Annotated in this window: 24 protein-coding genes; 7 read left to right on the forward strand and 17 right to left on the reverse strand. The window is 65.2% G+C overall.

Annotation, left to right across the window (positions count from 1 at the left end):
• Window positions 1-335 precede the first annotated feature (335 nt).
• The 4 genes from BMX92_RS12540 to crtY all read right to left on the reverse strand — a co-directional run bounded on the left by BMX92_RS12540 (window position 336) and on the right by crtY (window position 4,630).
• On the reverse strand, window positions 336-1,286 hold the full coding sequence (locus BMX92_RS12540; RefSeq protein ID WP_093016907.1) for a phytoene/squalene synthase family protein: 951 nt from the start codon (window positions 1,284-1,286) through the stop codon (window positions 336-338).
• Window positions 1,287-1,402: 116 nt separating this feature from the next.
• Complete coding sequence (locus tag BMX92_RS12545; RefSeq protein WP_093016909.1) at window positions 1,403-1,984, reverse strand: LOG family protein; 582 nt, start codon at window positions 1,982-1,984, stop codon at window positions 1,403-1,405.
• A gap of 4 nt (window positions 1,985-1,988) precedes the next feature.
• Complete coding sequence (locus tag BMX92_RS12550) at window positions 1,989-3,482, reverse strand: phytoene desaturase (RefSeq protein ID WP_093016911.1); 1,494 nt, start codon at window positions 3,480-3,482, stop codon at window positions 1,989-1,991.
• Window positions 3,482-4,630: a lycopene beta-cyclase CrtY gene (gene crtY, locus BMX92_RS12555; RefSeq protein ID WP_093016913.1), complete on the reverse strand. Its 1,149-nt coding sequence runs from the start codon at window positions 4,628-4,630 to the stop codon at window positions 3,482-3,484. Before crtY ends, BMX92_RS12550 begins: the two co-directional genes overlap by 1 nt.
• Before the next feature lie 163 nt (window positions 4,631-4,793).
• Between crtY and BMX92_RS12560 the strand changes: the two genes are divergently transcribed.
• Window positions 4,794-5,066: a metal/formaldehyde-sensitive transcriptional repressor gene (locus tag BMX92_RS12560; RefSeq protein WP_093016915.1), complete on the forward strand. Its 273-nt coding sequence runs from the start codon at window positions 4,794-4,796 to the stop codon at window positions 5,064-5,066.
• Window positions 5,063-6,082, forward strand: coding sequence for a CDF family Co(II)/Ni(II) efflux transporter DmeF (dmeF, locus tag BMX92_RS12565; RefSeq protein ID WP_093016917.1), 1,020 nt, complete (start codon window positions 5,063-5,065; stop codon window positions 6,080-6,082). Before BMX92_RS12560 ends, dmeF begins: the two co-directional genes overlap by 4 nt.
• A gap of 271 nt (window positions 6,083-6,353) precedes the next feature.
• Here the strand turns inward: dmeF and BMX92_RS12570 are convergent, their stop codons facing one another.
• The 3 genes from BMX92_RS12570 to BMX92_RS12580 form a co-directional block, all read right to left on the reverse strand.
• A complete protein-coding gene (locus tag BMX92_RS12570) occupies window positions 6,354-6,782 on the reverse strand; it encodes a TIGR01244 family sulfur transferase (protein ID WP_093016919.1) in 429 nt (142 codons plus the stop codon).
• Between the two features lie 144 nt (window positions 6,783-6,926).
• Window positions 6,927-8,699, reverse strand: a complete 1,773-nt coding sequence (recQ, locus tag BMX92_RS12575) for a DNA helicase RecQ (protein ID WP_093016921.1) — start codon at window positions 8,697-8,699, stop codon at window positions 6,927-6,929.
• Between the two features lie 228 nt (window positions 8,700-8,927).
• Window positions 8,928-9,248: a hypothetical protein gene (locus tag BMX92_RS12580; protein WP_093016923.1), complete on the reverse strand. Its 321-nt coding sequence runs from the start codon at window positions 9,246-9,248 to the stop codon at window positions 8,928-8,930.
• 37 nt (window positions 9,249-9,285) lie between these two features.
• Between BMX92_RS12580 and BMX92_RS12585 the strand changes: the two genes are divergently transcribed.
• Window positions 9,286-10,410: a serine hydrolase domain-containing protein gene (locus BMX92_RS12585; RefSeq protein WP_093016925.1), complete on the forward strand. Its 1,125-nt coding sequence runs from the start codon at window positions 9,286-9,288 to the stop codon at window positions 10,408-10,410.
• Window positions 10,411-10,541: 131 nt separating this feature from the next.
• Here BMX92_RS12585 and BMX92_RS12590 read toward each other — a convergent pair whose 3' ends face one another.
• The 8 genes from BMX92_RS12590 to BMX92_RS12625 all read right to left on the reverse strand — a co-directional run bounded on the left by BMX92_RS12590 (window position 10,542) and on the right by BMX92_RS12625 (window position 17,785).
• On the reverse strand, window positions 10,542-11,327 hold the full coding sequence (locus tag BMX92_RS12590; RefSeq protein ID WP_093017024.1) for a PhzF family phenazine biosynthesis protein: 786 nt from the start codon (window positions 11,325-11,327) through the stop codon (window positions 10,542-10,544).
• A gap of 77 nt (window positions 11,328-11,404) precedes the next feature.
• Window positions 11,405-13,189 carry an SLC13 family permease gene (locus BMX92_RS12595; protein ID WP_093016927.1) on the reverse strand — a complete coding sequence of 595 codons (1,785 nt, stop codon included), beginning with the start codon at window positions 13,187-13,189 and terminating at the stop codon, window positions 11,405-11,407.
• Between the two features lie 119 nt (window positions 13,190-13,308).
• On the reverse strand, window positions 13,309-14,379 hold the full coding sequence (gene aroC, locus BMX92_RS12600) for a chorismate synthase (RefSeq protein WP_093016929.1): 1,071 nt from the start codon (window positions 14,377-14,379) through the stop codon (window positions 13,309-13,311).
• Window positions 14,376-14,729: a DUF2442 domain-containing protein gene (locus BMX92_RS12605; RefSeq protein WP_093016931.1), complete on the reverse strand. Its 354-nt coding sequence runs from the start codon at window positions 14,727-14,729 to the stop codon at window positions 14,376-14,378. Before BMX92_RS12605 ends, aroC begins: the two co-directional genes overlap by 4 nt.
• Window positions 14,722-14,949 carry a DUF4160 domain-containing protein gene (locus BMX92_RS12610; protein ID WP_093016933.1) on the reverse strand — a complete coding sequence of 76 codons (228 nt, stop codon included), beginning with the start codon at window positions 14,947-14,949 and terminating at the stop codon, window positions 14,722-14,724. Before BMX92_RS12610 ends, BMX92_RS12605 begins: the two co-directional genes overlap by 8 nt.
• Before the next feature lie 4 nt (window positions 14,950-14,953).
• Window positions 14,954-15,760 (reverse strand): enoyl-ACP reductase FabI, encoded by an 807-nt coding sequence (gene fabI / locus BMX92_RS12615; RefSeq protein WP_093016935.1) that lies wholly within the window; start codon window positions 15,758-15,760, stop codon window positions 14,954-14,956.
• Window positions 15,757-16,722, reverse strand: a complete 966-nt coding sequence (locus BMX92_RS12620) for a YihY/virulence factor BrkB family protein (protein ID WP_093016937.1) — start codon at window positions 16,720-16,722, stop codon at window positions 15,757-15,759. The genes fabI and BMX92_RS12620 overlap by 4 nt, the downstream gene beginning before the upstream one ends.
• 133 nt (window positions 16,723-16,855) lie before the next feature.
• The gene (locus tag BMX92_RS12625) at window positions 16,856-17,785 is read right to left on the reverse strand and encodes a DnaJ C-terminal domain-containing protein (RefSeq protein ID WP_093016939.1); all 930 of its coding nucleotides are present in this window, start codon (window positions 17,783-17,785) and stop codon (window positions 16,856-16,858) included.
• Between the two features lie 150 nt (window positions 17,786-17,935).
• Here BMX92_RS12625 and pdxH point away from each other — a divergent pair, with 150 nt between their 5' ends.
• Window positions 17,936-18,511 carry a pyridoxamine 5'-phosphate oxidase gene (gene pdxH / locus BMX92_RS12630; protein ID WP_093016941.1) on the forward strand — a complete coding sequence of 192 codons (576 nt, stop codon included), beginning with the start codon at window positions 17,936-17,938 and terminating at the stop codon, window positions 18,509-18,511.
• A gap of 181 nt (window positions 18,512-18,692) precedes the next feature.
• Window positions 18,693-20,024, forward strand: coding sequence for a dicarboxylate/amino acid:cation symporter (locus BMX92_RS12635; protein WP_093016943.1), 1,332 nt, complete (start codon window positions 18,693-18,695; stop codon window positions 20,022-20,024).
• Between the two features lie 64 nt (window positions 20,025-20,088).
• On the opposite strand, the gene BMX92_RS12640 is transcribed toward BMX92_RS12635, so the two are convergent.
• Window positions 20,089-20,973 (reverse strand): bestrophin family protein, encoded by an 885-nt coding sequence (locus tag BMX92_RS12640; protein WP_093016945.1) that lies wholly within the window; start codon window positions 20,971-20,973, stop codon window positions 20,089-20,091.
• A gap of 155 nt (window positions 20,974-21,128) precedes the next feature.
• On the opposite strand from BMX92_RS12640, the gene BMX92_RS12645 reads away from it, so the two are divergent.
• Complete coding sequence (locus tag BMX92_RS12645) at window positions 21,129-22,442, forward strand: dicarboxylate/amino acid:cation symporter (protein WP_371262315.1); 1,314 nt, start codon at window positions 21,129-21,131, stop codon at window positions 22,440-22,442.
• Window positions 22,439-23,065, forward strand: a complete 627-nt coding sequence (locus tag BMX92_RS12650; protein WP_093016948.1) for a Pr6Pr family membrane protein — start codon at window positions 22,439-22,441, stop codon at window positions 23,063-23,065. Before BMX92_RS12645 ends, BMX92_RS12650 begins: the two co-directional genes overlap by 4 nt.
• On the opposite strand, the gene BMX92_RS12655 is transcribed toward BMX92_RS12650, so the two are convergent.
• The gene (locus BMX92_RS12655) at window positions 23,028-23,597 is read right to left on the reverse strand and encodes an NADPH-dependent FMN reductase (RefSeq protein ID WP_093016950.1); all 570 of its coding nucleotides are present in this window, start codon (window positions 23,595-23,597) and stop codon (window positions 23,028-23,030) included. The two genes, BMX92_RS12650 and BMX92_RS12655, sit on opposite strands and share 38 nt — an antisense overlap.
• Window positions 23,598-23,605: the final 8 nt, after the last annotated feature.

Genomic DNA, 23,605 nt, shown 5'->3' on the forward strand with positions numbered 1-23,605 from the left:
AACTTGGGACACGCCTAACGACGACATAACCAAGAAGGTCCGAGCTTTCATGAAGCAATGTGAGACAGAACTTCATGCCCGACTTGATAAGAAACAGGCTCTGGACTGATTAACGTGGCTTCTGCGTCCTGCTGCTCGATAGCTGCCAGTCTCCTACCGCCCCTTTCGTCATTCCCGCGACCCGAAGGGCGGCCGTAGGCCAACGCGGGAACCCATCTCCCCACCTGTCAACAGAGTGAAAAGGCGCGAGATGAATCCCCGCGTTGGCCTACGGCCGCCCTTCGGGTCGCGGGGATGACGGTGTAGGAATGATGCGTCCGCCATCCAGCCAAGCCTCAGTCCGGCATCGTCCACAACCCCTCAGCCCGCGCCACCTCTCCCGGCCAGCGCCGCCCGCGCCCCGGCACCTGCAACCCCGCGCGCGCCACCCAGCCCAGCTTATCGCGCTTGGGCGTCACCACGCGATGGTCCCAGGCCTGCTCGCCCCGGCGCGCCACTTCGCGCGCAATGTCGCCATAGATGCCCGTCGCCGCCAGTACCGCCCAGGCAGCCCGTGGCGGCAGCGCCCCCGTGCCATGGCGCGCGCTTGCTTCATAGGCCGCCGCCATGTCCGCCAGCCGCCGCGCCAGCATCGCCAGACGCGGCCGGACCCAGGGCTTCATATGCTCGCCCGGCGGGATATCCATCTCCGCCAGCCACTCCTGCGGCAGATAGCAGCGGTCCGCCGCCTCATCCTCGCTGATGTCGCGCGCGATATTGGCGAGCTGGAACGCCAGCCCCAGATCGCAGGCCCGATCCAGCGTGGCCCGGTCATCCGGATCGACGCCCATCAGCACCGCCATCATGCACCCCACCGCGCCCGCGACATGATAGCAATAGCGCAGCATGTCCGCCTCGCTGCGCGGCCGCCAGTCGCGCGCATCCAGCGCGAAGCCTTCGATCAGATCATGGGCATAGCGCGCGGGAATAGCGCACTCCCGCATCACCACGCCAAAGCCGTCGAACGCCGGATCGCCGGTCGCCTCTCCGGCCAGCGCCTTATCGGTCAGCACCCGCATCATCGACAGCCGCGCCTGCGCGTCGGCCACGCTGGTCATCGTCCCGCCATGGTCCTGCCCGTCGGCGATATCGTCGCATTTGCGGCACCAGGCATAGAGCAGCCAGGCCCGCTCGCGCGTCACCCGATCGAACAGTTTCGACGCCATGGTGAAGGATTTGGAGCCACGCGCGATGCTGTCGCGGGCATGGGCGACGAGGGCGGTGCGGTTTGGAATGATGGAGGACATGGGTCAGACATGCCCGTCCCATGACCTGCCTGCAACAGCACAACGTGCTCCTGCGAAGGCAGGAGCCTAGTTCTGCCGTCTCAACGGGGCTCCTGCCTTCGCAGGAGCACTGCTTCCTAAAGCCGTGCCGCCTTCATCGCGAAGATCGTTTCGTGCGGCTGATAGGCCGCCATCGCATCGACCAGCGCTTCGATACTGTCCTCATGGATCAGGATGCCGGCATGCTGGGCGCGGATGAAGCCCGTCTCCACCATCTGCCGGTTGAAGCCGATCAGCTGGTCATAAAAACCCGCCACATTCAGCAGCCCCACCGGCTTGCTATGATAGCCCAGCTGCGCCCAGCTGATCGCTTCCCACAATTCGTCCATCGTCCCCACGCCGCCGGGCAGGGTCACGAACCCGTCCGACAGGTCGGTGAACAGCTGCTTGCGCTGGTGCATGGTCTGCACGACATGCAGCTCAGTACAGCCGCGATGCGCCACTTCCGCGCCGACCAGCGCTTCGGGGATCACGCCGATCACTTCGCCGCCCGCCTCCAGCGCCGCATCCGCCACCGCGCCCATCAGGCCCAGCCGCCCGCCGCCATAAACGACGCCGATGCCCCGCTCCGCCAAAGTCCGCCCGACATGGCGCGCCGCGTCGATATAGGTCAGGTCGGCCGGCGTCGCCGACCCGCAATACACAGCCAGTCTCTTCATATCTTCAACCCAAATCCTGCAACATCAGCGCCGCGGTCGCCTTGGCGCTGCCCACCACGCCGGGGATGCCCGCGCCGGGATGGGTGCCGGCCCCTACCAGATAGAGGTTGGGAATGACATCGTCGCGATTATGCGCGCGGAACCAGGCGCTCTGCGTCAGCAACGGCTCCAGGCTGAAGGCGCTGCCCAGATGCGCGTTCAGGTCGCGCCCGAAGTCGCTCGGCGCATAATGGAAGCGCGTGACGATGCGCGATCGTATGTCGGGGATCAGCCGGTGCTGGATCTCGTCCAATATCCGCTCGGCATAAGCCGGCGCAAACTGGTCCCAGTCGATCGGCAGCTTGCCCATATGCGGCACCGGGGCGAGCGCATAGAAGGTCGAATGCCCGTCCGGCGCCATCGACGGATCGGTGACGGTCGGGTGGTGCAGATAGAGCGAGAAATCCTGCGGCAGCACGCCATGATCGTAAATGTCGGTCAGCAGTCCTTCATAGCGCGGCCCGAACAGGATCATATGGTGCGGAATGCCCGGCCAGCTGCCCTTGATGCCGAAATGCAGCACGAACAGGCTGGGCGACCAGCGTTTCTGGCTCAGACTGTCCGCCTGCTTCACCCCGCGCGGATGATGGCCCAGCAGATCGCGATAGCTGTGCATCAGATCGGCATTGGTGGCGATCGCATCCGCCTCCCCGCGCCAGCCGGATGCGGTATGCACCGCCGTCGCCTTGTCCCCGTAAGTTTCGATCCGCGTCACCGCATCGCCCAGCCGCAACGTGCCGCCCAGCCGTTCGAAATGCGTGGCCATCCCCTGCACCAGCCGGTTGGTGCCGCCCTTGGCGAACCACACCCCGCCATCCTTTTCCAGCTTGTGGATCAGGGCATAGATGGCGCTGGTCTTCATCGGATTGCCGCCGACCAGCAGCGTGTGAAAAGACAGCGCCTCGCGCAGCTTCTCATTCTTCACATGGGACGACACGACCGAATAGACCGATCGCCAGGCCTGATATTTGGCGAGGCTGGGGGCCGCCTTGATCATCGATGCAAAGTCGAGGAAAGCGACCGAGCCGAGCTTGCGATAGCCCTCCTCATAGACGCCCGCGGCATAGTCGCAGAAGCGTTCGTAACCGGCGACATCATTGGGATCGAGCTTGGCGATCTCCGCCCGCAACGCGGCTTCATTGTTCGAATAATCGAAATTGGTGCCGTCGCGCCAGTTGAGCCGATAGAAAGGCGACACCGGCATCAGCGTCACGTCCTGCGCCATGTCATGCCCCGACAGGCGCCATAATTCGCTCAGGCAATCGGGGTCGGTGATGACGGTCGGCCCCGCGTCGAAGGTGAAGCCGTCCTTCTCCCACATATAGGCGCGCCCGCCCGGCCGGTCCCGTCCCTCGACCAGCGTGGTGTCGATCCCGGCCGATTGCAGGCGGATGGCAAGCGCAAGGCCACCAAAGCCCGCACCAATGACGATCGCGTTTTTGGGATTTGGCCTGTCCATCAGGCGGGCGGGTTCCACAATGTTTGCATGGCATCCCTTATGGGCACGGGGGGCCGCCCGCACAAGATGCGGATGCGATCGGCGATGGTCGACCGCCCGGCATAGAAACGCTGGATCAGCCCCGGATTGAGGGCGTAGAATCGCGCAAATATGCGCCATCGCTGGTCCGGCCGCGCCGCGCCGAACAGCATCTTGCCCAGCAGCCGATAATAGCCGCCCCGCCGCCAGTGCGCCGTCGCATAGGCGCGCGTGGCCCCGGCCAGCCCCTCCAGCGGCTGCCCCGCCAGCCACAGCGCGAATCGCACCGCATCGGGCAGCGAATAGCCGGTCATCGGCTGGAACAGCCCGGCCCGCACCCCGGCACGGGCAACCCCATCATCCTTGGGCCAATAGAGATCGAAATCGCCACCATGCACCACCGGCAACACGCCCTGTTCGCGGTGGATCACCTCCGCGCGCAATCCCTTAGCCTGCGCATAGGCCGCGATCCGCGCGTCTATGGCAGGGACGTCCAGATCGGGCGTATCGCTATAATAGGTATCCTCGACGAAGATCGTCCGCTCATCCCATGGCAGCAGATAGACGAAGCGATAGCCATCGATCTGATCGACCGTGGCGTCCATGATCACCGGCCGGTCGATCCCGTGCGGCGCCTCGCACCGCAGCGCATGGCCCACAAATTTCTGCCAGCCACAGCGCAGGGCGGACAAATCTCCCGCCCCCCGCGCATCGATCACCGCCCCGGCGCAGATCACCCGCCCATCGGACAGGCTCACCCGATCCGGCGCCACCGCCGCAACCGCTGCCCTGGTCAGCAGCCGATCGCCCAGTTGCCGCTCCAGCGTGACCGCGAGCCGCTCGCTCGTCGCGCTATTATAGGGCGTATCCAGACGGCGCGCATAATCGGGAAAGCGCACGTCATGCCCCTGCGCCCAGCGATGCGCGATCAGCGGCTCCACCAGCCAGCGATCGGCCGCCGAGACATCGCCATCGAAGAAGGACCAGATATGATTGCCGCCGGGCCGATCCCCCTGCTCCACCAGCAGCAACCGCACCTCCGGCCGCAACGCCGCAAAGGCCAGCGCGATCAGCCCGCCGGACAGGCCGCCGCCGATAATCGCCAGATCGCAGTTGAGAATATCCGCCATAGCCCCCTGTTAGAGTTTGTCCCGTTGCAGGGAAAGCCGTGTTCCGGCGAAGGCCGGAATCCAGTTCGGACGGCGGGACTGGATTCCGGCCTTCGCCGGAACACGCCGGTCTTTAACCTGAAGCCCTTGGCGACTCCGCCAATATAGTATAGGGGGGTACCCTATGCACATTATCGCAGACAGAGACAAATTACTGGCGCGGGTGCGCCGGATCGCGGGACAGGTCGCCGCCGTCGACCGTCAGTTGACGGGCGACGCGGGCTGTTCGGAAACGCTGCAACTGGTGGCGTCCGTACGCGGCGCGGTCGGCAGCCTGATGGAAGAACTGATCGAGCAGCATATGCGCGAACATGTCGCCCGCCCCGGCCTGACCGATCAGGAACGCGCCGCCGCGACCGAAGAAATGCTGGCCCTGATCCGCCGTTACGGGAAATGACGATGCACGACGACCACAAGCATGATCATCATGGCCATGATCACCATCATGGCTGCGATCATGACCATGGCAGCCACAGCCATGCCCCCGCCCCTGTTCAGGACGATGCGGAAGAAAGCCATTATTTCGACCATATCTATCTGGCCGCCGGTCATGATCAGAATGCGAAGCGGACGCTCTGGGTCGTCTGGCTGACCGCCGCGACCATGGTGGTGGAAATCTTCTTCGGCTGGCTGACCGGATCGATGGCGCTGCTGGCCGATGGCTTCCACATGGCCACCCATGCCGGTGCACTGGCGGTGGCCGCCGCCGCCTATGGCTATGCCAAGCGGCACGCCCGTAACCCGCGCTACACCTTCGGCACGGGCAAGGTCGGTGATCTGTCGGGCTTCGCCTCCGCGCTGCTGCTGGGCCTGACGGCGCTGTTCATCGCGGTCGAATCGACCATGCGCTTCTTCCAGCCGATCCATGTCGCCTTTGGCGAGGCGACGCTGGTCGCGGTCGCGGGCCTCATCATCAACATCATCAGCGCGCTGCTGCTGGGCCATGACCACAGCCATGATCATGGACATAGCCATGACCACGGGCATGATCACGACCACAAGCATGGCCATACCGACAATAACCTGCGCGCCGCCTATATCCATGTGTTGACCGACGCGCTGACGTCGGTGCTGGCGATCGGCGCGCTGCTGGCGGGCCGCTACCTCGGTTGGTGGTGGATGGACCCGGCGGTCGGCCTGCTGGGCGCGGTGGTGATCGCGCGCTGGGCCTGGGGCCTGATGAAGGATACTGCCGCCATCCTGCTCGACACCGCCGAACCCGCGCTGATGGCCACCGTCCGCCGCGTGGTGGAGGCCGAAGGCGCGACCATCCGCGACCTGCATGTCTGGCGCATCGGCCCGCACGCCCATGCCGCCATCGTCAGCCTGGCCCCCGGCGCGGACGGTGTCGCCGTCCGCCAGCGCGTCCGCGCCCTGCCGCGGATGGAGCATGTCACGGTGGAGTGCGGGTAAAGCAACATACTCCGCCCTCACAATCCGTTCGGGCTGAGCGGAGCGAAGGGACTTCGACTTCGCTCAGGGCGAACGGATCATGTTGGGAACGCGCGGTTCCATGCCGCCCACACCTGTCCTATCCGGGCCAATCCCGCCATGGTGCGAACCGGCTCTTTCCCATCGCCCGCAGCCTGACCGGCCCGCAACAAGATTTCCAACTCTTGTTCGATCCTGTCAAAATCTGCGGGACATATGCGAAGTTAAGCCCGGACTTTCCTATTCGCCCGCCTTACTGGCCCGCCAGCGCATCCATGATCTGACGAACCGGCGTGATGTCATAACCGGCCGCCGCCGCCTGCGCCGCCAGCACGTCCGCATTGTCGCCCGCCCGCGCGCGGGTCAGCGACCAGAGCAGGGTGCTGCGCGTGCCCGACCGGCAATAGGCCAATACCTTGCCGTCCCCGGCCTGCTCCAGCGCGGCGGCCATGCCGTCCAGCTGCCAGGGGGCAAAGCCGCCATGCGCCACCGGCACCGCGACATAGGCAATGCCAGCCTCCTTCGCCGCCGCCTCGACCTCCGCGCCATTCAGCTGCCCCGGCTCTTCATCATCGGGCCGGTTGTTGATGATGACGGTCACGCCCAGCGCCTTGGCTTCAGCCACCTGATCGAGGCTGATCTGCGGGGCGACGAGGACGCGATCGGTGAGCTTGCGGAACATGGGCTTCTCCTTTGCCGCGAGCCATGCGCCACAGCGGATCAGGATTCAAGTCACAGCACGGTGCTCCTGCGAAAGCAGGAGCCCAGAGCGAACCGTCACGCCCTCGATCCTGGGCTCCTGCTTTCGCAGGAGCACGGACGATAATCACAAAAACGGCCGGATCGCGTTCAGGAAAGCATCGCCATAGGCATCCAGCTTCTTCTGCCCGATCCCGCTGATATGGCTGAGTTCGCGGATGCTGGACGGGCGCTGTTCCGCCATCTCCCGCAGCGTCGAATCATGGAAGATGACATAGGGCGGCACCCCCTGATCCTGCGCCAGTTCCCGGCGACAGGCGCGCAGCGCGTCGAACAGCGGATCGCCGACCGGATTGGCATCCGCGCCGTTGCGGGCGCTGCGCGTGCGCCGTTCCCGCTTGGGCGGCATCAGGATGCGCACCTCTTCCTCACCACGCAGGATCGGCCGGGCATTGGGGCCGAGCATCAGCCCGCCATGCTCCGTCGTCTCCAGCGCGTCGCGCACCAGCAGCGCGCGGGAGACGGGCCGCAGCAGCACCGTCTCCTCCCCGTCGACAATGCCATAGACCGAAATCTTGTCATGGCCGCGCTCGCGAATCTTGTCGGTGGTCGCCCCGCTCAGCACCTGCTCGATATGACCGGCGCCGAAACTCTGCCCGGTGCGATAGACCGCCGACAGATATTTGCGCGCCGTCTCGGTCGCATCGACGCTCGCTGGTGGGCTCAGACAATTGTCGCAATTGCCGCAGGTCGGCGCAGGATCTTCCCCGAAATGCCGCAGCAATATCGCCCGCCTGCATGTCGCCGTCTCGACCAGCGCGCCCAGCGCCGATATCCGCGCCCGCTCGCCCTGCTGGCGCGCCGGTTCCAGTTCGGCGATTCGCATGCGGGCGCGGGCGAAATCCTCCGCCCCCCAGAAGAGATGCGCCACAGCCGGCTCGCCATCGCGGCCCGCCCGCCCCGATTCCTGATAATAGCCCTCGATCGACTTGGGCAGCCCTGCATGGGCGACGAAGCGCACGTCCGGCTTGTCGATCCCCATGCCGAATGCGACGGTGGCGACCATCACCATATCCTCGCTGGCGATGAAGGCGGCCTGATTGCGCGCGCGCACCGCCGGATCGAGCCCGGCATGATAGGCCCGCACCGACCGGCCACCGCGCCCCAGCGTCTCCGCCAGCTTCTCGGTCGCGGCGCGGGTCTGGGCATAGACCACGCCGGGACCGGGATTGGCGGCGACCAGATCGGCCAGCTGCCGCGACAGCCCGTCGCGCGGATGCACGGCATAGCGAATATTGGGCCGGTCGAAGCCCGAAATGATCAGGCCATCATCGGGAATGCCGAGCTGGACGAGAATGTCCTTGCGCGTATGGGCGTCCGCCGTGGCGGTCAGCGCCAGACGCGGCACATCGGGAAATTCGTCCAGCAGCGGCCGCAACAGCCGATAGTCGGGGCGGAAATCATGCCCCCATTCGGACACGCAATGCGCTTCGTCGATCGCGAACAGCGCGACCTTCGTGGCGCGCAGCAGATTGCGGAAATTTTCCTGGCTCGCCCGTTCCGGCGCGACATAGAGCAGGTCGAGATCGCCATTGCGCAACCGGTCCTGCGTCTCGCGCCAGTCCGCGTCCACGCTGGTCAGGCTGGCGGCACGCAGCCCCACCGCATTGGCCGCCCGCAACTGGTCATGCATCAGCGCGATCAGCGGCGACACGACGACGCAGCAGCCATCGAGCGCGACAGAAGGCAGCTGATAGCAGAGCGACTTGCCCGCGCCGGTCGGCATGATGGCGAGCGTCGGCTGCCCCGCCATGACGCGGCTCACCACCTGCTGCTGCACCCCGCGAAAGGCCGTGAAACCGAATATATCGTGCAGAAGCGTGGGGATATCGCGCGCCATGGGGTGGCCTTAGCGGCTAGTCGCCCAAGGGGCCAGCCTGTTGAACGAGAAGGCGAGTTAGGAGTTGCTAACGATGGGTGGTTTCAAGCCATTCCGTTTCCAACTCAGCCGTGTTCCTGCGAAAGCAGGAACCTAGGGCAATGAAGCGCCAAGTCGCCCCTAGGCTCCTGCTTTCGCAGGAGCACAGCATCGCCCAGCATGTTCTTCATTGATCGCCAGCAAACGCCCCTACCCCACCGGATCGAGCAGACACCCCCAGCCCGGTCTGAACCGCGCGGTGCGGCTGGCGAGTAGCGGCACGCTGGCGCGGACGGCGCGTTCCTCGGGCACATCGTTCAGGCGCACCATCGCCATGCCCGGCTCCTTGTCGTCGGCGCAGCTCCCCATGGCGCGCCCTTCGACATAACGGCAGGAACAGCCCAGCCGCGCGCCATAGGCCGCGCCCAGCTCCGCCCGCGCACTCAGGCTCGCCCAGCGCCATGCCAGCACGCCCAGCAACGCCACAACGACCAGCGCCACCACTATCCACCATTTCCGCCGAACCGCCATGGCTCTTTCTGATTCCACTGTGTAAGGGCGCCGGCTTATGCAGATCGACAGCCGAATCGTAAAGCGCCTTGGCCTGGGCGCGGGCATCGCCGCGCTTGTCGTGGCGGGCACGCTGGTCGGGCGGGCGCAGCAGGCCCCCGATCCGGTCTACAGCGTCGCGTCGGACGCCGTCGTCGGCGCCAGCGCGCTGCGCGGCGCGATCGACCCGCTGTTCGACGACAAGACCATGGGCCAGACCCGCGCGCTGCTGGTGATGCGCGACGGCAAGGTGATTGCCGAACGCTATGCCCCCGGCTTCGGCCCGGACACGAAATTGCTGTCCTGGTCCATGGCCAAGACGGTGACGTCTGTGCTGGTCGGGCTGATGGTGTCCGACGGGCGGCTGGCGCTCGACGCGCCGGTGCCGGTCGCGGCCTGGAGCCAGCCGGGCGACCCGCGCGGCCGCATCACCCTGCGCCAGTTGCTGACGATGAGTTCGGGGCTCGACCATGTCGAAGATGGCGAGCCGATCATGAATGGCGATACGGTGCGCATGCTCTTTGCCGATGGCGCGCAGGACATGGCCGCCTATGCCGAATCCAAGCCACTGGCCCATGCGCCGGGCGAGGAATTCGCCTATTCCACCGGCAGCAGCATGATCTTGTCCGACCTGATGACGCGCATGCTGACCAACAGCGCCGATCCGGATGTGCGGCGGCGGGCGATGCAGATGTTCGTCGACGGGCGGCTGAAGGCGCCGGGCAACCTGTCCAGCCTGACAGCGGAATATGACGCCAACGGCACAATGATCGGCGGCAGCATCCTGCACATGACCGCGCGGGACTATGGCCGGTTCGGCGACCTGCTGCGCCGCCGGGGCCGATCGCCCAGCGGGCATCAGATATTGCCGGAAAAATGGATCGACCTGATGACCACCCCGTCGGCGCGCAACGCCGCCTATGGTCTGCACATCTGGCTTAACCGCGACAGCAGCGAAAGCGCGCTGATGCCGGGGCAGGCCCCCGCCAGCCTGTTCGGCTGCGTCGGCCATAATGGCCAATATATCCTGATTTCTCCGTCCCAGCGGCTGACCGTGGTGCGGATCGGCATGTCCCCCGACAAGGACCAGCGCCGCGCGGTGCGCAGTGCGCTGGCCAAGCTGATCGGGCTGTTTCCGGGGTAAAGCGCCCCCTCTTAAATATGATCCGTTCGGGCTGAGCCTGTCGAAGCCCTGTTCTTTTCTTGAAAACGCTTAAGAAAAATACGGCCCTTCGACAGGCTCAGGGCGAACGGATCATGGGTAAAGCACAAACATTAAAGGAAAAACCGTCCCTCGATCACCGTGCGGCAGGCCCCGTTCAGGATGACGCGATCGCCCTCCAATGTGCAGCCCAGCCGCCCGCCCCGCGCCGACGCCTGATAGGCGCTGATCTCCGCCTTCCCCAGCCGTTCCGCCCAGAAGGGCGTCAGCAGGCAATGGGCCGACCCGGTCACGGGATCTTCATTCACCCCGCCGCCGGGCACGAAGACGCGGCTGAGGATATCGCTATCCTCTCCCGGCGCGGTCGCGATCAGCATCATATCGCCCAGCGCCCGGAGCGCAGCGAAATCGGGCGTCAGCGCCCGCACCGCCGCCGCGTCGGGGAAGAGAAACAGGCTGTAGCCGCCCTCGCGCCAATGCGACTCCAGCGGCTGACCGCCCAGCCCGGCCGCCAGGTCCGGCAGCGGCTTTGGCGCCATCCCCCAGGCCGGGAGCGAAAGGGCATAGCCTTCGCCCACGCGGGTGACGGTCAGCACGCCGGCCTTGCGCGTGCGGAAACGGATCGGCCCGTCCCCCATCAGCACATGCCCGCTGGCCAGCGTGGCATGACCGCACAGCTTGATCTCGACCGCCGGGGTGAACCAGCGCAGTTCATAATCCGCATCCGGATCATCGGGCGTCGGCACGGTGAAGGCCGTTTCGGACAGGTTATTTTCTTCCGCGATAGCCTGAAGCGTGGCGTCATCCAGCCAGCTATCCAGCGGCATCACAGCCGCAGGATTGCCGGTAAAGGGCGCGTCGGCAAAGGCGTCGACCTGAGTAAAGGGCAGGCTGGTCATGGGCATATCCTCATCATTTCGTCCCTGATGCCCAGCCTGCGCCAGCACGAACAGGGCCGCCCCCGCCGGATTGGCTTTCACCCCAGCAGCACCAGCGCGCTGCACACCGCCAGTCCGACCGCGATATTGATCGGCACCCCGATCCGCACGAAATCGGCGAAGCGATAATCTCCCGCCGCATAGACCAGCGCATTGGTCTGATAGCCGATCGGCGTCGCGAAACAGGCCGACGCCCCGATCATCAGCGCAATCACCAGCGGCCGGGCATCGACGTCCAGTTGATGCGCCAGCGCGATGGTGATCGGCGTCAGCAGCGCCGCCACCGCATTGTTGCTGAGCAATTCGGACAGCAGCAGCGCGGCGAAATAGACGATGAACACCAGGCTCCAGCCCGGCGCCACCTGCATCAGCGGCGTGATCCATCCGACCATCAGCGCCACGCTGCCCGCCTGCTCCAGCGCCAGCCCCACGGCCAGCATGGCGAAGATCAGGATCAGCGTATCCCCGTCGATCGCGCCCCACGCCTCCTCCGGGTCGATGCAGCGGGTGATCAGGATCAGCCCAACGGCAATCACCGCCGCCAGCCCGATCCCCACCACGTCGAAGGCGGACAGCAGCACCGCCCCCGCCATGGCGGCGATGGCGATCCACGCCTTGCGCGGGCGAAAGGCGCGGGTGCGGCTGACATCGACACCGATCAGATGCGGATTATCCTTCAGCGCCCGCATCGCATCGTCCCCGCCCGCCACCAGCAGGCGGTCGGCGCCGCGGATGCGCGCATCCGCCAGATCGGGACCGGGCAGATGGCGGGCACGGTGAATGCCGATGATCCGCACCCGCAGCGCGTGGAGAAAGGGAATGTCCAGCAACCGCTCGCCGATCGACGGATGGCTGGGCGCGACCATCGCCTCCACCACCGTCCCTTCCTGCGCGCTGGTGCGCGAGTCGGCGGCGACACCCAGGTCGAACCGCCCCGATTCGCGCAATGTCATGATCGCGGCGCCATCCGCCCGCACGATCAGCCGGTCGCCGGAATGCAGTTCCTCGCCCTCCAGATCATGGCGCCGCACTTCGCCAGCGCGCTTGAGGCCCAGCAATTGCACCGACCGGCCGAACAGGCCCAGCGACCCGATCTCCCGCCCGATATCGTCGCTCTCCTGCGGCACCACCAGTTCGGTCAGATAATCCTGCACCGCCGTCCCGCCATCCTCCCCGGCGATGGAGGGCGGATCGCTGGGCAACAGGAAGGACAGGCAGAGCAGCGCCACGATCCCCGCGGCAGCCCCCGCCGCACCATAAAGGCTGATGTCGAAAATGCTGAAGCGCGGCAGCCCCTGTTCGGCCGCGATGCCCGCGACGACCAGATTGGTCGACGTGCCGACCAGCGTGAGACACCCGCCCAGCACCGCAACCACATTCATCGGGATCAGCAGCTTCTTGACCGGATAGCCGGTCGCCTGCGCCAGCTTGAACATGATCGGGATCAGCAGCACGACGACCGGCGTGTTGTTGAGGAAGGCCGACAGCGCCAGCGTGCCCAGCGTCACTTCCGCCAGGGCGATGCGGGGATGGCGCTCTGCTCGCGTCATGATGAGGTCCGCGATCCGGCCGATGACCCCGGTCCGGATCAGCGCGCCCGACAGGACGAACATCGCCCCCACCGTCAGCGGCGCGCTGTTGGAGAAGACCGAGAACATCGCCTTCTCGTCCAGCAGGCCCAGCACGCCATAGGCGCAGGCACCCACCACCGCGATGACCGTCGGCGAATAGCGTTCGCGCACAAAGGCGACGAACATGCCCGCCAGGATGATCAGCCCGATTTCCGCGCGATAAATGCCCAGCAGCGCGGTGATGAAATGCATGTCCGGCCGTCCCCCTGAAAGATCGCGTGGTCGCGTGTCCTTACGAAGGGGAAACGAGACGGACCGGCCATGGTTGCATGACCGGTCCGTCCTGCCGATTTTATCGGTTGTTCAGCGCGTCATTCGCCGCATTGGGCGCGATGCAGCAGCTTCTGGTCCGCCAGCACCAGCGCCATCATCGCCTCTACCACCGGCACGCCGCGAATGCCGACGCAGGGGTCGTGCCGCCCCTTGGTGATGATGTCCGATGCTTCCCCGTCGCGCGTCACCGTCTCGACCGGGATCAGGATCGAGCTGGTCGGCTTGAAGGCGACACGGACCTTGACCGGCTGCCCGGTGGAAATGCCACCCGCAATGCCGCCGGCATGGTTGGCGAGGAAAACCGGACCATCGTTACCGGGGCGCATCGGATCGGCATTCTGTTCGCCGCGCAGGCGGGCGGCGGCGAAACCATCGCCAATCTCCACGCCCTTGACCGCGTTGATGCTCATCATCGCGCTCGCCAGTTCGCTGTCCAGCTTGGCATAGAGCGGCGCGCCCCAGCCGGCCGGAACGCCTGACGCGACGCATTCCACGACCGCGCCGATCGAGGAGCCATCCTTGCGCGCGCCATCGACCAGCGCTTCCCAGCGCTGCGCCGCGACCGGATCGGGGCAGAAGAAAGGGTTCTGGCCGATCTGCGATGCATCGAAATTGGCATAGTCGATCGCATCACCGCCAATCTCACTGACATAGGCGAAGATATCGACTTCGGGGATGACCGCACGGGCCACCGCGCCCGCCGCGACCCGGCTGGCGGTTTCCCGCGCCGAGGACCGCCCGCCGCCGCGATAGTCGCGGAAACCATATTTGGCGTCATAGGCATAGTCGGCATGGCCGGGGCGGTATGCCTTGGCGACCTCCGAATAATCCTTGGACCGCTGGTCGGTATTCTCGATCATCAGGCTGATCGGCGTGCCGGTGGTCTTGCCCTCGAACACGCCGGACAGGATGCGGACCTCGTCCGGCTCGCGCCGCTGGGTCGTGAATTTGGACGTGCCGGGCTTGCGCAGGTCCAGCCAGGGCTGAATGTCCGCCTCACTGAGGTCCAGCCCCGGAGGACAGCCATCCACCACCGCGCCGATGGCAGGACCATGGCTCTCGCCCCAGGTGGTGAAGCGGAAAACGCGACCGAAACTGTTGAAACTCATTCTGCTGCTTCACTATCCCAATCGGAGCCGAAACGCTGCGCCATATAGCGTGCGCTGCCGAAACGGCCAGCCAGCAGTCCTTCGACCGTCAGGTCGGCATCCAGTTCTTCCCAATGCAGGCCGAAACCGGCGCCTGCAATCTCGACCTTTTCGAGCTGGTCCGCGCGCGCCCGTTCCAGCCCCTGCGCCAGCGTGGCGGGGAAGGAGAAGGTGGCGCCGCTGACCAGATCGATCACGACATACCCGCTGCCCCGATCATAGCGCGCGGCACGGGCGCGGGGCTTGATCGCCAGATCATGCTCGCCACGCCGCACGGCCTCTTCGAACTGGGACTGGGTCAGTTCACCCATGAATGTCGCGCCACCTTTCGAGCAGATAGTCCCGCTTTTCTCGCACAATATCGAGAGCGCGTCGACTCTCGCGCCGATCGGCCCCGACGATCCGCACGACCTCCGGCCGGAGAAGCGCGATCTTGGTTTCGCCGTCCCAGAACGCATGGACATGGGGCGGTGGATGGTCGTCCGTGTAGATCAGGATCCGCAGACCGGCTTCACGCAGGACCGTCGGCACGCCCTCACTTATCCAGCGCGATATCCGGCGCGTCTTCGGCCTTCATGCCGATGACGTTGTAGCCCGCGTCGACATGATGGATTTCGCCGGTCACGCCCGATGCCAGATCCGACAACAGGTACAAGCCGGCGCCGCCCACATCCTCGATCGTCACATTGCGACGAAGCGGGGAATTCAGCTCGTTCCACTTCAGAATATAGCGGAAGTCGCCGATGCCACTGGCCGCCAGCGTCTTGATCGGGCCTGCGGAGATCGCGTTGACGCGGATATTTTCCGGGCCAAGGTCCATCGCCAGATATTTGACGCTGGTTTCCAATGCCGCCTTGGCGACGCCCATGACGTTATAGTGCGGGATGACCTTTTCCGCGCCATAATAGCTCAGCGTCAACAGGCTGCCGCCGTCCTTCATCAGCTTGCGCGCGCGCGCCGTGACGGCGACGAAGCTGTAGACCGAGATGTTCATGGTCAGCAGGAAATTGTCGAGGCTGGTGTCGGCATAGAGGCCGCGCAGCTCATTCTTGTCGGAAAAACCGATGGCGTGGACCACGAAGTCCAGCTTGCCCCAGCGCGCTTCGATCTCGGCAAAGGCGGCGTCCAGCTTGTCCATGTCGGACACGTCGCAATCGATCAGGAAGTCGGACCCGACCTGCTCCGCCAGCGGCCGGACGCGCTTGGCCAGCGCATCGCCCTGATAGGAGAAGGCGAGTTCCGCGCCCTGTGCGTGCAGTTGCTGGGCGATACCCCAAGCCAGCGACTTGTCATTCGCCAGCCCCATGATGAGCCCGCGCTTTCCTGCCATCAAGCCTGTCATAATCTTATTCCATTCCCTTCGTCCTGCGCGATCGGCTGCGCATCCTCTTCGGGGAATTCTGCCAGCGCCGCGTTCAATTCCGCGCCAATTACCACGCCAAGCCCCACGAGAAAGAAAAAAATGAGGGTGATCATGACACCCGCCAGACTGCCATAGGTCCGGCCATAGCCGCCCAGCAGCGACAGCGTCGGCGGCAACAGCAATGTCGTGCCATACCACCAGAGCGACGTCGCCACCGCGCCGGGCCATTTGGGGAAGCGGCGCGGCTTGTAGGCGGTGGGCGTCAGCGCCACGAACAGCGACCAGAGCGCGACGCATAATATGCCCATCGGCACCAGCTTGGCTGATGCAACCAGCCCGATCGCTTCATCGGCCCAGGGCAATATCTGGTGCAGAAACTGGTCGACGCCGGTGATCGCCACCTGAAGCGAAAAGGCGAACATCACCAGAAAGACGCTGACCAGCGTGATGCCGATGGCGCCGAGCCGATAGCGCCAGAAAGGCTTAGTGCTCTTCGTGCCATAGGCGCGGCGGAGGATGTCGCGGATCGTCTCGATCAGGCTGCCAACCGTCCACAGCCCAACCAGCCCGCCCAGCCAGAGCAGCGGCCCACTGCGCGCGGTCAGCACCTCGTTGATCGGCTGGCGCACCACATCGGCCACCCCGCGCGGCACGGTGGTGAGAAAGGCGTTGACCGCCTGCACCCCGTCTTCGGTCCGGCCGAAGATGCTCGCCACCGCCGCCGCGACGATGAAGAAGGGGAACAGCGTCATCAGCGATAGATAAGCGAGGTTCCCGGCATGGATGAAGCCGTCGCTATAGGTGCCGACCGCGACCCGCTTGGCCACTTCGAAGATATGGGAACCCGGCCGCACCCGGTCCATCTGCCGATGGAAATGCGCCCGCGCCTCCTGCGTCACCTGACGGCGCGATTCGGGCGAAAGGGGCGAGGGCATCGGCATGGGACCTAAACGCTTGCCGCCTGATATCGGAGCCACAGTGTTCCTACGAAAGCAGGAGCCCAGGATGCAGGGGCACCACGTTCGGCCCTGGGCTCCTGCCTTCGCAGGAGCACATGTTGCGGTTGCGCGCGCACTAAACCCCTAACGACGCACGTACCGCACGCCCATCGGTCCAGCCTTCGACAAAGGCCTTCAGGGCCGGATCGTCGGCCGGCACGTCGATCTGGAGCGTGACCAACTGGTCGCCGCGCTGGCCATCCTTGCCGGTAAAGCCACGCCCACGCAGGCGCAGCGTCTTGCCCGACGCGGCGCCCGGCGTCACGCCCAGCATCACCGGACCATCGACCGTCGGCACCTTGACCTTGCCGCCCTTCACCGCCTCATCGAGCGTGATCGGCAGGTCCAGCAGCACATTGTCCCCGTCCCGCTTGAAGAAGGGGTGCGGCTTCACTTCGATCGTGACGATCGCATCGCCCGCGCCGCCCGGCCCCGGCTGCCCCCGGCCGGAAAGGCGCATCTGCGTGCCCGTCTCCACGCCGGCCGGCAATTTCAGGTCGATCGTCTTGCCATCCTGCAAGGTGATGCGCTGCGGACTGAGCGTCGCGGCATCATTGAACTGCACGGCCAGTCGATAGGCGACATTCGCGCCCTTTTGCGGCGGCGCCTGCCGACCGAAACCGCCAAAGCCGCCGCCTCCGCCACCGCCCGCGCGACGACCAGCGCCACCGAACAGGCCTTCGAAAATATCGCCGAAATCCGCGCCGCCAGACTCGAAACCGCCGCCGTGCTGGCCCCGGAAGCCGCCGCCTCCACCGCCGCCAAAGCCGAAGGGCGAGGTCGGATTACCGTCGCCGTCAATCTCACCCCGGTCGAAGCGCGCCCGCTTGTCCTTGTCCGACAGCAAATCATAGGCATTGGTCGCGGCCGAGAATTTCTCCGCCGCCTGCGGATTATCCTTGTTCCGGTCGGGGTGCAGCTCTTTGGCCAGCTTGCGATAGGCGGACTTGATCTCCGCTTCGCTGGCGTTGCGGGCTATGCCCAGAGTGGAATAGGGGTCGGCCATCGTCTACCTGTTGCAGAAAAGCATCACTTGTCGACTATGTGGACGATGCGCGGCCCACATTCAAGAAGAGGATGGCAAGAAGAGGATCGCGCACAGGACGCAGGGCATCCCCTTATCGACACGCCTGCCCCCCTCTCCTAAGAAGCGGGCATGACCGATCCCTTCGCCCTTTTCGACGAGTGGTATGCGCAGGCGCGCGACACCGAACTCAATGACAGCAACGCCATGGCGCTGGCGACCGCCGATGCGCGCGGCCGCCCGTCGGTGCGGATGGTGCTGCTCAAGGGCCATGGGCCGGACGGTTTTATCTTCTACACCAATTTCGAGGGGCGCAAGGCGGGCGAACTGCTGGCCAATCCCCATGCGGCGCTGCTGTTCCACTGGAAATCGCTGCGGCGACAGATACGGATCGAAGGGGCGGTCAGCCCGGTCGACGATGCGACCGCCGACAGCTATTTCGCCAGCCGCAGCCGCGACAGCCAGTTGGGCGCCTGGGCCTCCGACCAGTCCCGCCCGCTGCCCTCGCGCGATATATTCATGGACCGGTTCGATGCGGTCAGCACCCGCTTCGATGGCGGCCCGGTGCCCCGCCCGCCCCATTGGTCGGGCTTCCGCCTGACGCCCGAACGCATCGAATTTTGGCAGGATCGGGAGCATCGGCTGCATGAACGCCGCCTGTTCGAGCGATCCGCCGATGGCTGGAACGAAGGCCTCCTCTATCCCTGACATTTCCGCCCACGCCGGGCAGAACAGGAAAAATCGGGGGCGGAAAGACCATCCTGCTTCGTCTTTGTCCATGCGGATGGGGTTGCGCGCCGATTGCGGGCCGCCTCTTCGCCTGTTAGGCGTCAGCCTGACAGACGTACAATAGGTGGGGGCTGCGCCCGCGCGGCCCATGAGGAATTTGATGCGAAACAGACTGACGGCCTTCATCCTGATCGGCATGGTCCTTGGGGTGATAACGGGCTTCGTGGCCAATCAGATCGTCGGCGGCGACGCCACATTGGCGAAGGATGTGGCAGGCTATTTCCACCTGCTGGCCGACATTTTCCTCCACCTGATCAAGATGATCATCGCGCCGCTGGTCTTTTCCACGCTGGTCGCGGGCATTGCCCATATGGGCGACAGCGCGGCATTGGGCCGGATCGGCGGCCGTGCGCTCGCCTGGTTCATCATCGCCAGCCTGATTTCGCTGACGCTGGGCCTGATCTTCGTCAACTTCTTCGAACCGGGCGCTGGCCTCAATCTCGTCCGTTCGGGCGTCGATTCGGGCGTCAGCACCGAAGCGCTCAACTTCCGCGACTTCATCCTCCATGTCTTCCCGACCTCCATGATCGGGGCAATGGCGGATAACCAGATCCTCCAGATCGTCGTCTTCTCGCTATTCGTCGGCGTCGCGCTGACCGCGATCGGGGAGAAGGGCAAGCCCATCGTCACCATGATCGAGGCGATGGTCGAGCTGATGCTGCAAGTGACCGGATATGTCATGCGCGTCGCCCCCTTCGCAGTGTTCGGCGCGCTGGCCTCCTCCGTCACGGTGCAGGGTCTGGGCGTGCTCAAAACCTATGGCGCGCTGGTCGGCGAATTCTACATCGCGCTTATCTGCCTGTGGGTGCTGCTCTTCTGCGCCGGGGCGATTTTCCTCGGCAAGCGGATGTTCAAGCTGATCCGCTATGTCCGCGAACCGATCCTGATCGCCTTCTCGACCGCTTCGTCCGAAGCCGCTTATCCCAAGATGCTGGAACAGCTCGACCGGTTCGGCATCCCGCGCCGAATCTACAGCTTCGTGCTGCCGCTGGGCTATTCGTTCAACCTCGACGGGTCGATGATGTATTCGACCTTCGCGACGATCTTCATCGCGCAGGCCTATGGCATCGATTTGCCGATCGCGACCCAGATCACCATCCTGCTCGTCCTGATGGTCACGTCGAAGGGCATCGCCGCCGTTCCCCGCGCCTCGCTGGTCGTCGTCGCCGCGACGCTCGGCCAGTTCGACCTGCCGGTCGAAGGCATCGCCTTCATCCTGGCCGTCGATCATTTCATGGACATGGGCCGCACCGCGACCAACGTGCTGGGCAACGCCATCGCCACCTCGGTCATCACCAAATGGGAAGGCATGCTGGAGGTCGAGGAAGATATCGACGTGCCCCATCCCAAGGCCCCGGCCCACACCGCCGCCCATGGCCGCGCGGGACTGGAACTGGCGTCGGACATGGTGGACGACAGCCGCAAGGGATAAGGTCCCGCCCTGCCTTCCAAATGAAAAGCGCCTCCGGTTCCATCGACCGGAGGCGCTTTTCATGTCACCACAATACGCCGCGCACCGGCTTGATCGGTTCCGGCGCCGGATCGCCGATCGACTGGAGCAGGTCGATCTCGATCGTGCGGCACATGGCGGTCAGCGGCACGTCATGCACGCTGTCGGCAAAGGGATCGGTCAGGTCGTCGCCGATCCGCAGCACGGTCATGAACATGAAGCCCGCCACCGTCGAACCCAGCGGCGTCGCAAAGCCCAGCGATTCGACCAGCCCGATCGGCAGCAGGATGCAGAACAAATGGGTGAAGGCGGTCGGGATGAAGCGATATTGGAAGGGCAGCGGCGTGTTCTTGATCCGCTCCATGCCGCCCTGCGCATTGGCGATGTCGACCAGCACACGCTCCATCTGCGCCTGCTGGATGGTGTCGATCCAGCCCTCCCGACGGGCCAGATCGATCCGCCGCCCGGTGCTGTCCAGCAGGCCGTTCGCCGGATTGGTGCGGGCCAGCGCCTTGCCCTTGTCCTCGTCCCGCAGGAAGCCGGTCACATCCTCGCCGATCGGCTGACGACGCAGTTGACAGCGCAGCGCATTCACATAGGCGATCTGGCGCTTGACGATCTCCCGCTTCAGATCGCGCCCTTCCGGATCGGGCAGGAAATTGCGGGCGGCGCGCGACAGGCTGCGCGACGCATTGATCATCGCGCCCCACAATATCCGCCCTTCCCACCAGCGCTGGTAACTGCTGTTCGACCGGAAGCCCAGGAACAGCGCCAGCGCCGAACCGAAGATGGTCAGCGGCAGCGATGGCGCCTTGAAAGGCAGCACATAATAAGTGACCGTCACGGCACAGTCCCAGACGAACAGTGCGGTCAGCGGCTTCCACACTTCGGAAGCGATCCGGCGCATACTGGGGACGGCATCGACGATCATGCAAGACTCCTGATATTGAACCGGCGCAACGCCTAATGGCCCGGAAATGCTCCCTTGATGCCATAGCGAAACGAAACATTGCTGCGACTGCAACCTGCACAGTTGCGGGTCGTTGAACAACAATCGAGCAGGAGGCGGGCCAACAGGAGATGGGCATGACCAGCGACGCGGCGGACGCCGGCGAGAAGAAGGCAGCGCTCTCGCTCCAGTGGCAGATGCTGGCCGGCTTTCTGACCGGTCTGGTCGTCGGCCTGATCGTCTACATGGTCGCACCCGACGCCCGCTGGGTCGATACGGTCACCACCTATGTCACCGGGCCGATCGGGCAAATCTTCCTGCGGCTGCTGTTCATGCTGGTCATTCCGCTGCTGGTGTCCGCGCTGATCGTCGGCATCGCGGAAATGGGTGAATTGCGATCGCTGCGCCGCGTCGGCGTGCGGACGCTGGTCTACACGCTGATCGTGTCGGGCATCGCCGTGGCAGTCAGCCTGTTGCTGGTGAATCTGCTGCGCCCCGGCGCCGGGGTCGATCCCGCGCAGGCGCAGGCCCTCCTCGCCGATGCCGGACAGGGCGCGAAGGCGATCCTCGACCGGGGCGGCGAAACGCCGTCCGGCATGGAAGCCCTGCTCAACATCATCCCGCAGAACATCATCAAGGCCATGGCCGATAATGACATATTGGCGGTGATGGTCTTCGCGCTCTTCTTCGGCATCGGGTTGGTGCTGGTGCAGACGAAGGAATCGAAGCTGCTGCTGAGCGCGATGGAGGGCCTGTTCGAGGTGACGATGCGGCTGATGGGCCTCGTCATCCGGCTCGCCCCGATCGCCATCGCCTGCTTCATGTTCAACCTCGCCGCGCAATTCGGCTGGGACTTGCTCATCCGCCTGTCCGCCTATGTCGGCGTCGTGGTGCTGGCGCTCGCGCTCCAGATGTTCGGCGTCTATTCGCTGCTGATCGCCTTCGTCGCGCGCCGGTCGCCACTGCGCTTCTTCGCGGCGGTGCAGGAAGCCAGCGTCATGGCCTTCGCCACCGCCTCCTCCAACGCCACCCTGCCCACCGCGATCCGTGTGGCGGAGGATAATCTTCACCTGCCCCGCCGCATCGCCCGCTTCGTCCTGACCATCGGCGCGACCGCCAATCAGAATGGCACGGCGATGTTCGAAGGCATCACGGTCATCTTCCTCGCGCAATTTTTCGGCGTGGACCTGTCGCTCAGCCAGCAACTGATGGTGATGCTGGTGTGCATATTGGGCGGCGTCGGCACGGCGGGCGTACCCGCCGGATCGCTGCCGGTGGTGGCGATGATCCTGGGCATGGTCGGCGTGCCGCCCGAAGGGATCGGGCTGGTGCTGGGGGTCGATCGCTTCCTCGACATGTGCCGCACCGCGCTCAACGTGACGGGCGATCTTGTGGCTGCTACGGTGATATCCGCCGGTGAAGAAGACGGGCGGGAGGCTGCGCGGACATGAAGAGGAAAACGGGGCGGATCGGGGCGGCCATCGTCGCGCTGACCGCACTGGCGGGTTTGGCCGTGCAGTTCGACGCCACGCTGGCGCAGACCGGATCGGTCGGCGAAACGCTGTGGACGCTGCTGCGCTTCTTCACCATCTGGGCCAATATATTGGTCGTCATCACATTCGGGCCGATCGCATTGGGGCGGCATGTGTCGGCTCGCCGCGTGGGCGGCACGGTGCTGGCGATCCTGCTGGTCGGCATCATCTACGGCCTGCTGCTGCGCGGCCTCCTGTCGCTCAGCGGCGGGGCGTTGCTGGCCGACACGCTGCTGCACAAGGTGACGCCGCTGCTGGCGCCGCTCTGGTGGATCGGCTTTGCCCGCAAGGCGCAACTGAGCCGCCGCGATCCGTGGATCTGGGCGATCTTCCCGGCCGCCTATCTGCCCTACGCCCTGCTGCGCGGCATGATGGAGGGGGCCTATGCCTATCCCTTCATCAATGTCGCGAAGCTGGGATGGGGGCAGGTCGCGATCAACGCGCTGCTGATCGCGATCGGCTTCGTGCTGGCGGGCTATGCGCTGGTCTGGATCGACAGCCGGTTCAGCGGGCCGCCTTCGCGGCTTCGCCCCACCAGATAAGGTTGTTCGCGAAACCGGCAAAGCCCCGCTCCAGCGCCGCGCCGCTGTCCCCTTGCGGCTGCGCCTGTTCGTCCAGCGTCTGGCCGATCTGACCGACGCTCAGCCGCTCCGGCACCACCGCCATGCCCATCGCCGACAGCGTCACCGTCCAGTCGGCATGGCTGTTCACCCCGGCAAAACGGCCCGCCGAATAACTGGCGATGGCAGCGGGGCGGCGATCAAATTCCTTGAGATAATGATCGACCAGATTTTTAAGGCCCGGCTGCATCCCCCGATTATATTCGCCCGCTACGAAGACGAAGGCATCGGCAGCGGAAAGGCGATCGGCCAGCCCGGCCATGGCAGCGGGCGCTTCGCCAGCCGGATAATCGCTGTAGCGCAGGTCGAGCATCGGCAGGTCGACCGCCTTGGCGTCGACCAGCTCGGCCTTGTGGCCCAGCCCTTCGAAACCCCGGATCAAATAGTCGGCCAGCCGAATGCCGAGCCGTCCCCGTCGATAGGAACCGTAGAGGACGAGGATGTCGAGCGCCATGCGAAGCC

Source organism: Sphingobium sp. YR768 (assembly GCF_900111125.1).
Classification (GTDB): domain Bacteria; phylum Pseudomonadota; class Alphaproteobacteria; order Sphingomonadales; family Sphingomonadaceae; genus Sphingobium.

Excerpts from the sequence above, each read along its gene's own strand:
- BMX92_RS12540 (WP_093016907.1), bottom strand. The coding sequence starts at position 1,286 with ATGTCCTCCATCATTCCAAACCGCACCGCCCTCGTCGCCCATGCCCGC.
- BMX92_RS12545 (WP_093016909.1), bottom strand. The coding sequence starts at position 1,984 with ATGAAGAGACTGGCTGTGTATTGCGGGTCGGCGACGCCGGCCGACCTG.
- BMX92_RS12550 (WP_093016911.1), bottom strand. The coding sequence starts at position 3,482 with ATGGACAGGCCAAATCCCAAAAACGCGATCGTCATTGGTGCGGGCTTT.
- crtY (WP_093016913.1), bottom strand. The coding sequence starts at position 4,630 with ATGGCGGATATTCTCAACTGCGATCTGGCGATTATCGGCGGCGGCCTG.
- BMX92_RS12560 (WP_093016915.1), top strand. The coding sequence starts at position 4,794 with ATGCACATTATCGCAGACAGAGACAAATTACTGGCGCGGGTGCGCCGG.
- dmeF (WP_093016917.1), top strand. The coding sequence starts at position 5,063 with ATGACGATGCACGACGACCACAAGCATGATCATCATGGCCATGATCAC.
- BMX92_RS12570 (WP_093016919.1), bottom strand. The coding sequence starts at position 6,782 with ATGTTCCGCAAGCTCACCGATCGCGTCCTCGTCGCCCCGCAGATCAGC.
- recQ (WP_093016921.1), bottom strand. The coding sequence starts at position 8,699 with ATGGCGCGCGATATCCCCACGCTTCTGCACGATATATTCGGTTTCACG.
- BMX92_RS12580 (WP_093016923.1), bottom strand. The coding sequence starts at position 9,248 with ATGGCGGTTCGGCGGAAATGGTGGATAGTGGTGGCGCTGGTCGTTGTG.
- BMX92_RS12585 (WP_093016925.1), top strand. The coding sequence starts at position 9,286 with ATGCAGATCGACAGCCGAATCGTAAAGCGCCTTGGCCTGGGCGCGGGC.
- BMX92_RS12590 (WP_093017024.1), bottom strand. The coding sequence starts at position 11,327 with ATGACCAGCCTGCCCTTTACTCAGGTCGACGCCTTTGCCGACGCGCCC.
- BMX92_RS12595 (WP_093016927.1), bottom strand. The coding sequence starts at position 13,189 with ATGCATTTCATCACCGCGCTGCTGGGCATTTATCGCGCGGAAATCGGG.
- aroC (WP_093016929.1), bottom strand. The coding sequence starts at position 14,379 with ATGAGTTTCAACAGTTTCGGTCGCGTTTTCCGCTTCACCACCTGGGGC.
- BMX92_RS12605 (WP_093016931.1), bottom strand. The coding sequence starts at position 14,729 with ATGGGTGAACTGACCCAGTCCCAGTTCGAAGAGGCCGTGCGGCGTGGC.
- fabI (WP_093016935.1), bottom strand. The coding sequence starts at position 15,760 with ATGACAGGCTTGATGGCAGGAAAGCGCGGGCTCATCATGGGGCTGGCG.
- BMX92_RS12620 (WP_093016937.1), bottom strand. The coding sequence starts at position 16,722 with ATGCCGATGCCCTCGCCCCTTTCGCCCGAATCGCGCCGTCAGGTGACG.
- BMX92_RS12625 (WP_093016939.1), bottom strand. The coding sequence starts at position 17,785 with ATGGCCGACCCCTATTCCACTCTGGGCATAGCCCGCAACGCCAGCGAA.
- pdxH (WP_093016941.1), top strand. The coding sequence starts at position 17,936 with ATGACCGATCCCTTCGCCCTTTTCGACGAGTGGTATGCGCAGGCGCGC.
- BMX92_RS12635 (WP_093016943.1), top strand. The coding sequence starts at position 18,693 with ATGCGAAACAGACTGACGGCCTTCATCCTGATCGGCATGGTCCTTGGG.
- BMX92_RS12640 (WP_093016945.1), bottom strand. The coding sequence starts at position 20,973 with ATGATCGTCGATGCCGTCCCCAGTATGCGCCGGATCGCTTCCGAAGTG.
- BMX92_RS12645 (WP_371262315.1), top strand. The coding sequence starts at position 21,129 with ATGACCAGCGACGCGGCGGACGCCGGCGAGAAGAAGGCAGCGCTCTCG.
- BMX92_RS12650 (WP_093016948.1), top strand. The coding sequence starts at position 22,439 with ATGAAGAGGAAAACGGGGCGGATCGGGGCGGCCATCGTCGCGCTGACC.
- BMX92_RS12655 (WP_093016950.1), bottom strand. The coding sequence starts at position 23,597 with ATGGCGCTCGACATCCTCGTCCTCTACGGTTCCTATCGACGGGGACGG.